3 protein-coding genes are annotated in these 10,533 nt (G+C 51.6%); all 3 read left to right on the top strand.

All coding sequences use genetic code 11. The features are described from left to right. Positions 1 to 14: 14 nt before the first annotated feature. The 3 genes from H6F68_RS06000 to H6F68_RS05990 are packed head-to-tail and all read left to right on the top strand — an operon-like array spanning position 15 to position 10,517. Positions 15 to 4,652 (top strand): non-ribosomal peptide synthetase, encoded by a 4,638-nt coding sequence (locus H6F68_RS06000; protein WP_190557304.1) that lies wholly within the window; start codon positions 15 to 17, stop codon positions 4,650 to 4,652. Next, entirely contained in the window at positions 4,652 to 9,076 is a 4,425-nt protein-coding gene (locus H6F68_RS05995) for a non-ribosomal peptide synthetase (RefSeq protein WP_190557302.1), read from the top strand. Before H6F68_RS06000 ends, H6F68_RS05995 begins: the two co-directional genes overlap by 1 nt. Continuing rightward, a complete protein-coding gene (locus H6F68_RS05990; protein WP_190557300.1) occupies positions 9,057 to 10,517 on the top strand; it encodes an aspartate aminotransferase family protein in 1,461 nt (486 codons plus the stop codon). Before H6F68_RS05995 ends, H6F68_RS05990 begins: the two co-directional genes overlap by 20 nt. Positions 10,518 to 10,533: the final 16 nt, after the last annotated feature.

Below are 10,533 nucleotides of genomic sequence, written 5' to 3'. Positions count from 1 at the left end.
AAATAACTCGCACCATGCAACAGCTCACTCAACCCTCAGCAAACCTGGAAGGCTACGAACTTTCCCCGCAGCAAAAGCACCTGTGGATTGTGCATCAACTCACGGGAGCCAATACGGTTCAGCCTTATCGAGTTCAGGCAGCCATCTCCATTACAGGCGCGATCGCTCCCACGATTTTTCAAGCTGCTCTACAGGATGTCATCGAGCGCCATGAGATTTTGCGAACCACCTTCAAATCCGTTCCTGGTTTGTATCTGCCGCTTCAAGTAATTCAGGAAACACCTACTGAGGCGATCGCCACGCTCGATTGGAGCCACCTTTCAGAACCCGATCAAGCCGTTGAACTGAAGAATCTGTGGCAACAGTGGCAAGCGCAGAATTTGCCTCTAGAGCAGAGTTTACAGTGGTGCTTGATTCGTCAGTCATCTGAGCAACATTGCTTGATGCTGAGTCTGTCTGCTCTCTGCGGTGATGCTGCCACTCTCAAGAATTTGGTACAGGAAATTGCCCAACAGTACGCTGTGTGTCTGCAAGCGTCTCCTTCATTAGAAGCAGAGAAACCGTTACAGTATGCAGACTTAGCAACCTGGCAAAATGAACTGCTTCAGGAAAACAGCGCCACACCGAACTATTGGCGGAAGCTGGATGATGCTGGGCTAGAAACGCTCTCGCTGCCTGTTCAACCTGCCGAGCGATATGCGGCACTGCAAGCAGAAAAGCTCACCTGGATAGTGCCATCTGCCTTGGTTAACCAAATGGGGAGTGACGCGATCGCGGATTCCCTCCTCACGGCTTGGCGAATTTTACTGTGGCGACTGACGGGGCGAGAAACATTGACACTGGGTGTGAGCCTGGATGGTCGCAATTATGAGGAATTGGAACCTGCGATCGGTTTGTTGTCTCGTACCTTGCCATTGTCGAGCCAGTTGCAACCCGATTTGACCTTTCAACAAGCGCTGAAGCAGGTGCAAGCTGCTCAGCAGGAGATGGCAGTGCATCAAGATGCGTTTGCCTGGGCGCAGGGGTTGCCGATTCAAGGTGCAGGTTTAGAAACGCGAGTTTTACCGTTAGCGTTTGAATTTATTGAGCAGTCTGACTCCTGGGAAACTGCGGGGATAGGTTATGCGATCGCCCAAGTAGAAAGTTGCACAGATTATTTTTGGGTCAAGCTGTGCGGGATTCAGCAGGCGAACGGTCTCACAGCCGAGCTACGTTACAACGCCGTCCAGTTCAAGGCAGCAGACATGCAGCGGTTGATTGAGGAACTGCAAACCCTCCTCACCCATGCGATTCAGGCTCCGGATACGGCGATCGCGCAACTGGAGATTCTAAGTCCCGCCGAACGCGAACAACTGCTGGTCACGTTCAACCAAACCGCAACCAATCTGCCTCCTTTTGAGTGCTTGACTCCCTGGTTTGAGGCGCAAGTTTGCCGTACGCCTGATGAGATTGCCGTGATTTTTGGCGATCGCCAGCTCACCCACTCTCAACTCAATGCCCGCGCAAATCAACTGGCGCATTACCTGCGATCGCAAGGAGTTGGGGCTGATACGTTAGTGGGCTTGTGTGTGGAGCGTTCCTTAGAGATGGTGGTTGCCCTGCTGGGGATTCTCAAAGCGGGGGGAGCCTATGTGCCAATCGATCCGAGTTATCCGCGCGATCGCATTGCCTTTATCTTGTCAGACACGCAAACCCCTTTGCTGCTCACGCAATCACACTTGTTGTCTCGATTGCCAGACACTCAGACTCCGATCTTTTGCCTCGATCGCGATTGGCAAACTGTTGCTACATCCCCGACCGAAAATCCCGACTCCATCACAGAATCTGACCATTTAGCCTATGTGATTTATACCTCTGGTTCGACTGGGCAACCGAAAGGAGCGCTGATTCATCATCGGGGCTTGACCAACTATCTCAACTGGGCAATTCAAGCTTACGAAGTGGCTCAAGGAGAGGGCAGTCTAGTGCATTCCTCCCTAGCGTTTGACTTGACCGTCACCAGCCTGTGGTCTCCTTTACTGGTGGGACGCAGTGTAGAGTTGCTACCTGATGACCCCAGCTTAGAAACCTTGCGGGATGCTTTGGTGCGGCGGAGAAATCTCAGTCTGGTCAAGATTACGCCTGCTCACCTCAGTGTGTTAAGTCAGCAGTTGTCTCCTGAGCAGGTGCGGGGATGTACCCGTCGATTTATTATTGGTGGCGAAAATCTTACAGCAGAGTCACTAAGTTTCTGGCGGCAGGCAGATCCAGAGACGCTGTTGGTGAATGAGTATGGCCCCACTGAAACCGTGGTAGGCTGCTGCGGTTACACGGTTACACCAAATGATCCCGAAACAGGATCAGTGCCGATCGGTCGCCCCATTGCCAATACGCAGCTTTATATCCTGGATGAGCACCTGCAACCCGTTCCGATCGGTGTCGTTGGAGAATTGTTCATTGGTGGGACAGGACTGGCGAGAGGATATCTCAACCGTCCAGAGCTAACCGCAGAACGCTTTATCCCCAACCCATTAGCGCTGCCCCATTCCTCTCACCCCACCCTACGGGAACGCTTTCAGCGAACACTTCTCACTCCTCACTCCTCACTCCTCTACAAAACCGGAGATCTGGCTCGCTATCGCCCCGATGGAACGCTGGAATATTTAGGGCGTACCGATCATCAGGTGAAATTCAAAGGCTTTCGGATTGAACTGGGTGAAATTGAAACGGTATTGCGGCAGCATCCTGAAGTGCAAGATGCGATCGCCCTTGTTCACACCGATGCATCTGGTCAGCAACGTTTGGTCGCCTATGGAGTACCAGAATCTTCTACTAAAACATTGGATTCTGAGATACTACGATCGCATCTCCAGGTGCGATTGCCAGAGTATATGGTGCCTGCAATTTTCATGTCGGTTGCGGCCTTCCCCCTCACTGCCAATGGCAAAGTCGATCGCCGCGCCCTACCTGATCCCACAGCACAAGCACAAAATCGTCAGGCACAGTTCATCGCGCCTACCACGCCTGCTGAAGCTAAGTTAGCCGAGATTTGGGCACAGCTGCTGCGCTTAGAGCGAGTTGGCATTCATGAGAACTTCTTTGAGTTGGGTGGTGACTCTATCCTCAGCATTCAGATGACTGCCAGGGCCAATCAAGCGGGGCTAAAAATTACACCGAAGCAGGTCTTTGAACATCAGACGATCGCTAAGCTGGCTGCGATCGCCGCTCCTGCCACTGCCGTTACAGCCGAACAAGGGAAGATCACAGGAGCGTTACCACTCACCCCAATTCAGCACTGGTTCTTTGAACAAAACATTGCTGAGTCGCACTATTGGAATCAATCCCTACTCTTGGAAGTTCAACAACCCCTGACGCCAGAAGTATTGCAGCAGATCGCCACCCATTTAATTCAGCATCATGATGCTCTGCGATCGCAATTTACCCAAACTGGAAATGCTTGGACAGCCGCCCATGCAGATCAAGATATCCCTGCACCTGTGACTGTCGTGGATCTGTCAGGTGAAGCTGAAATTGTTCAGCGTCAAAAGATAACCGCAATCGCCTCTGAACTACAAGCTCAACTCCAGTTAGATCAAGCCCCTTTAATGCGGGTGGCGCTGTTTCAGTTAGGTGCCAATCAACCTAGCCGTTTGCTAATCGTCATTCATCACTTGCTAATTGATGGAGTTTCTTGGCGGATTTTGCTAGAAGACTTCCAGACCGCTTACGCTCAACTGCAACAGCAGCAACCGATCCAGCTACTCGCTAAAACCACCTCTTTCCAACAGTGGGGCGAAGCGTTGCAAACCTACGCGCGATCGCAGACGTTGCAACAAGAGCAATCATTCTGGCTGCATCAGGCACGGCAAGCGCAACAACATGATGTATCTCTTCCCATCAATTATTCAAGTGGGGAGAATACTGTGGGGCGATCGCAGACGATTACGCTCACCTTAACTCCTGACGAAACTCAAGTTCTCCTGCGAGATCTCCCTACCAAGCATCAGGTGCAGATCCAGGAAGTTTTGCTCACGGCGCTGACCCAAACCCTAACAGCTTGGACAGGACAATCGGCGCTTTGGGTTGATTTGGAAGGACACGGACGCGAAGAAATCTCGGAGGCGCTCGATCTCTCACGCACAGTGGGTTGGTTTACAGCCATCTTCCCACGCCTACTGCACTACAAGCCACAGGATACCTTGAGTCTCCTCAAATCGATTCAAACCCAACTGCGGCAAGTTCCCAACAATGGCATTGGCTATGGCATTCTGCGGTATCTCAGCCAAGAACCAGAGCTGCAAGCAGTTCCCTGTCCTCAAGTTTGTTTCAACTACTTAGGGCAAACTGACGCCACATTTAACACCGCCTCTCTCTTCCGTCCAGCCCAGGAGTCTACGGGGGCTTCACGGAGTCTTCAGGGACAGCGATCGCACCTGTTAGAAATCAACTGCATTATTGCCGAGCAACAGTTGCGTGTGCATTGGACGTTTAGTAACGTGATCCACCAAGTCAAAACGATTGAAGCGCTCATACAACAATTTCAGGATAATTTGCGATCGCTCCTCTCCCTAACTCAACAAACTCAACCAACCCCCAGCTTCTCTGCTGCCAACCTCAGCGCCTCCGACCTTCAGAAACTTATGGTTCAGCTGCAATCCGGGAAGAAACGCTAATGCAGATGGAAAACATTGAAGACATTTACGAACTCTCGCCCACTCAGCAAGGATTGCTGTTTCACACCCTGCATGCGCCTGAATCGGGGGTTTATTTTGAGCAGTTTTGTTGGCAGCTAAGCGGGCCACTGCATCGGTCTGCGTTCCAACAAGCTTGGCAGTGTTTGTGCGATCGCCACTCCATTCTCCGCACTGCCTTTTGCTGGGAAGGGCTAGAGCAACCCTACCAGGTGGTGTATCGACAGGTTGAGTTGCCCTGGGAAGAGCAAGATTGGCGACAGGTATCTGCTTCAGAGCAGGAAGAGAAATTGCAGAACTTCTTGCAGGAGGATCGCGATCGCGGTTTTGTCTTGCCCCAAGCACCTCTTATGCGCTGTACGCTGATTCAAATAGATGAGGAGGCTCATTACTTTATTTGGAGCCACCATCATCTCCTGTTAGATGGCTGGTCTACAGCGCTGTTGTTCAAGGAGATTCTGGCAGACTATCAAGCTCTCTCGCAGCAGCAATTCTTGAGGTTAGAATCTCCTCGCCCCTATCGTGATTACATTCTCTGGCTACAACAGCAAAATCCGCTCAGTGCTGAACCCTTTTGGTGGCGATATCTTCGAGGTTTTAGCGCACCCACAGCAATTAATTTAGAGCAACCACAATCTATCAACTCGGCAGGCGATCGCGCTGAACAACAGATTTATCTCCCAGTTGCCACCACTCAGGCGCTCAAAACCTTTGCCCAACAGCAACGGCTGACACTCAATACATTGGTACAAGCGGCCTGGACTTTGGCACTGAGTTGCTATAGCGGTGAATCGGATGTGGTCTTCGGTACCGTCGTTGCAGGTCGCCCGCCCACCTTGCCTGGTGTAGAATCAATGGTGGGGCTGTTTATCAACACGCTACCCCTGCGAGTGCAAGTGCCGCCAGAAGCAGAGCTAATTCCCTGGCTGCAACAACTTCAGGCTCAACAGATAGAACGTCAGGCGTACGAATATAGCTCTCTGGTGCAAATTCGCCGTTGGAGCGAGGTGCCTGCCACTCAACCTCTGTTCAATAGCATCCTGATATTTGAGAACTATCCTATTGATACCACAGTGCGATCGCCTGCCACGGATCTCATGATCGAACGCATTAGCACCTTTGAACAGACCAATTATCCTCTCACGATCACCGCAATTCCTGGTGAAGAGTTATTGCTCCAGATTACTTACAACTCACAACAGTTCACAAATGGCGCGATCGCTCGTCTCCTTGGACATTTGCAAACGCTTTTGGAAGGCTTTATTACCCAGTCTCGAACTCGCCTCCAAGAGATCTCCATCCTCACCCCTGGTGAACAGCATCAACTTCTAATCGAGTGGAATGATCTAGAACATCCATCTATATCAGACCCAACCCTTTGTTTACATCATCTCTTTGAAGCTCAGGTAGAACGCACACCTGATGCGATCGCGCTCATTCACGACGCTCAGCAACTCACCTATCGCGAACTCAATCAGCGAACCAACCAACTGGCACATCATTTGCAATCTCTGGGCGTTGGCCCGGAAGTACTTGTCGGGGTTTGTTTACCGCGATCGCCGCATCTGATTATGAGTCTCTTGGCAATCCTCAAAGCTGGGGGCGCTTATGTGCCGCTTGACCCCAACTACCCAGAAGAGCGGCTTTTGTTCATGCTGTCAGATGCCCAAGTTGCAGTCTTGCTCACCCAAGACCAGATGGAGGGCGAGCGCATCCCCACAGTTCCCGACTGTCACCGAGTTGCCTTAGATACAGCTTGGGAGCACATCAGCCAATTACCCGATACAAACCCTGCAAGCACGGTCACAGCTACAAATCTAGCCTACGTAATTTATACCTCTGGCTCTACAGGCGTGCCCAAAGGGGTGGCAATTCAGCACTCCAGTCCTGTGGTGTTGGCCGAGTGGGCCAACACTGTCTTCGCCGACGCAGAGTTAGCAGGGGTTCTGGCAGCAACTTCTATCTGTTTCGATCTATCTGTTTTTGAGATCTTTGTGCCTCTAAGTTGGGGGGGTCGGGTAATCCTATCAGAGAACGCTTTGCACCTACCCATCATCCCTGCCGCTTCTCAAGTGACATTGGTCAACACCGTACCTTCTGCGATCGCTGCCCTTCTACAGTCTGGCCCGCTCCCCGATTCTGTTCGCACCGTTAATCTTGCGGGAGAACCCCTACAGCCAGCTCTGGTGCAGCGGCTCTATCAACAGCCGACGATTCAGCGGGTGTATAACTTGTATGGCCCCTCGGAAGATACCACCTATTCCACTGTGGCACTGATGCAGCGTGGGGATTGGAGCACTCCTTCCATTGGACGGGCGATTGCCCAATCCCAAATTTATCTTCTAGATACTCATCTCCGTCCCGTTCCAGTTGGAGTACCCGGAGAAATTTATATTGGTGGTGCAGGACTGGCGCGAGGATACCTGAATCGCCCCGAATTAACCAACGAACGATTTATTCCCAACTCATTATCGCTGCCCAATACTCCTCACTCCTCTCCCCTCCCGCCTCACTCCTCCCGCCTCTACAAAACTGGAGATCTCGCTCGTTACCGCTCTGATGGCAGCTTGGAATTCTTGGGCCGCATCGATCATCAAGTTAAAATTCGCGGTTTTCGGATTGAACTGGGTGAGATTTCAGCGGTACTCAGCCAACATCCCAGCGTCCAAGAAGTTACTGTCGTGGCCCGAGAGGATCAGCCCGATCAATCGCGTCTCGTGGCATACATCGTCCTTGCCGAAACGATAAATCGCGATCGCACATCTGTATCTCTCCATCAAATTTGGCGAGACTACCTAGGGCAGCGGTTGCCACCCTACATGGTGCCTGCGGCGTTTGTGATTCTAGATGTCTTTCCCCTCACACCCAACGGCAAAATCGATCACAAAGCGCTCCCATCCCCTGACTTTAACTCGCTAGAATCAGCCGCGATCGCCCCACCCACAACTCCCACAGAAATTCAGTTGGCGCAGATCTGGAGCGAACTGCTCAATGTCGGCTCCATCGGCGTTCACGATAACTTCTTTGAGCTAGGCGGTCACTCTCTTCTCACCACACAACTGCTCTCCCGGATGCAAACGACCTTTGCCGTTGATCTATCGCTGCGACAGTTGTTTGCATCTCCCACGATCGCTGCATTAGCAGCCTTGGTTGATCGGAAACTGCAACCGGATCAGTTAGAAATAGTGTCTAGGGATGCATCGCCGGATATCATGGCAGATACAATACTGCCTACCGATATTCAGCTTAGCTCATCCTTCCAGCCCAAGGTTCTTGAGCATTTGCTACTCACCGGAGCCACTGGCTTTTTGGGTGCCTTCCTCCTAGCTGAGTTATTGAGACAAACCACGGCTACCATCCATTGTTTGGTACGAGCCGAGGATGAACCAATTGCCCATCAACGGTTACAGCGATCGCTTCAGACTTACAAGATCTGGCAAGATGAATGGCGCGATCGTATTGTGGCGATTCCTGGCGACTTGGCTCAACCCAATCTAGGGCTGTCTGTGGCTCAGTTCCAATTCCTAGCTGAAACGCTAGATGCCATTTATCACAATGGAGCTTGGGTGCATCATGCCCTACCCTATGCCAGCCTCAGAGTCGCCAATGTTGTGGGAACAGAAACAGTGCTGCGCTTGGCTTGTCAGCATCGCACCAAACCTGTCCACTTAATTTCTACTAACAGTGTCTTTGCACCGACTGCTAAGAGTGGCGTGCAGACAGTTTGGGAACAAGATATCCCCAACCTAGAAGCTGTCCCCGATAATGGTTATGTGCAGACGAAGTGGGTGGCGGAACGACAGGTGATGAATGCTCGCGATCGCGGTCTACCCGTTGCCATCTATCGTCCCGGACGCATTTCTGGAGATAGTCAAACCGGAGTCTTTAACGCCAACGACTTCCTCTATCAGTTGATTATTGGCTGTGTGCAGCTTGGTAGTGCGCCAGAAGGAGAGATGCCCATTGACTTCATACCTGTAAATTATGTCAGTCAAGCGATCGTGCATCTGTCACTGCAACCGACAGCACTGGGGCAAGCTTTCCACTTGGTGAATCCTCATCCCTTATCGGCCGAGCACTTGATCCACAAAATCCGCTCTCTCGGTTATCCCTTGCAACGATTGCCTTACAGCGAGTGGCGATCGCAATTGCTAGAGATTGCCCAACATCAACCGGATCATCCCCTGTATCCTTTGATTTCCATGTTTCCCCCTGCTACGGAAACCGCTTCTAGCATCGCCTCCCTGCACTTTGACTGCCGCAATACCTTAGCAGGATTGGCAGGCACTTCAATTCACTGCCCTCTTATCTCCTCACTTTTCGATACCTACTTCACCTACCTAATCGAAAACGGCAACTTAACTCCACCTATATCTGTAGCAGCCCATGCAAACTCCTCTTGCTAAACCGATCGCCGATTTCTCATCTGTCTTGGCTGCCCGTGCTGCCAGTGCAGGCTTAAACGCTCGTCAGCAAGCCTATTTAGAGCACTTTATTACCCAATACGATCAGCGGCACCGTACCTCCAAGCAATTCGCCCAAACCTATCGTCCAGTTTTGGCAGATCCGCGAGTAGCGGCTGGTTTTGATCCACTATTGAAAGAGATGGTGTATCCCATTGTGGGCGATCGCGCCGCTGGCTCTAGAGCTTGGGACGCTGACGGCAACGAATATGTCGATTTCCTCATGGGGTTTGGCGTGCATCTCTTGGGGCACAATTCCCCAGTCGTGCAGCAGGCCCTAATCGAACGTTTGCAGCAAGGCATGGCCTTGGGTCTTCAGTCTGGCTTGGTGGGAGAAGTTGCCACCTTAATTCGCGATCTCACCGGGATGGAGCGAGTCGCCTTTAGCAATACAGGCACCGAAGCGGTGATGACTGCCATCCGATTGGCACGAGCTACCACCAAACGCCAGAAAATCGCTCTATTTGCCGGGTCTTACCACGGGCATTTTGATGGCACCTTAATCAAAGCAGATCCCGATCAAACAGCGGCAGGTCAAGCAATCCCTCGCTTTCCCGGAGTTCCTGCTGCGATCGCTCAAGATGTCTTGGTGTTGCAATATGATGATCCGCGATCGTTAGAAATCATTAAAACTCATGCCGCTCAACTGGCAGCTGTTTTAGTAGAACCTGTGCAGAGACGGCGTTTAAATCTCCAGCCTCAAGCCTTTCTGCAACAGCTCCGTCAACTGACTCAGGATCAGGGAATTGCTCTAATATTCGACGAAATGTTGACTGGGTTCCGCATTCATCCTGGTGGAGCGCAAGCTTGGTTTGGGGTTCGGGCTGACATTGCCATCTATGGCAAAATCATTGGTGGAGGCATGCCGATTGGTGTGATCGCCGGAAGCGCTGAATACCTCGACAAAATCGACGGGGGGCAATGGCAGTATGGAGATGACTCTGCTCCTCAAGTGGAAACAACCTTCTTTGCGGGTACCTACTGCAAACATCCTTTAGTCATGACCGCAGCCAAAGCGATCTTGCAACATCTTCAAGCTGAAGGAGCCGCGCTACAACAGCAGCTCAATCAACGCACCCAAGCATTAAGCGATCGCCTCAACCAATACTTTACTCAGGTGGGTATTCCCATCCAAATGGTGAATTTTGGTTCTCTCTTTGGCCCCGTCAGTGGTGATGCGGCTACCGAAACGCCTGAGCAATCCGCAGCCTCGATCACCATGCTCCTCCTGTCTTATCACCTGCAAGACCAAGGTATCCTGCTATTCCCTGATGGCAGTGGTATTCTCTCAACCGCTCATACCGATGCTGATAGCGATCGCCTGCTCAGCGCCGTCCAAAATAGTATTGGAGCTTTAGCACAAGGCGGTTTTCTGGAGAGTTAAGCAGACAACTCGACTT

Source organism: Trichocoleus sp. FACHB-262, assembly GCF_014696035.1.
Lineage (GTDB): Bacteria > Cyanobacteriota > Cyanobacteriia > FACHB-46 > FACHB-46 > Trichocoleus.
Note: the sequence above shows the minus strand (reverse complement) of the source record. Positions and strands in the feature narration are given on the sequence as shown.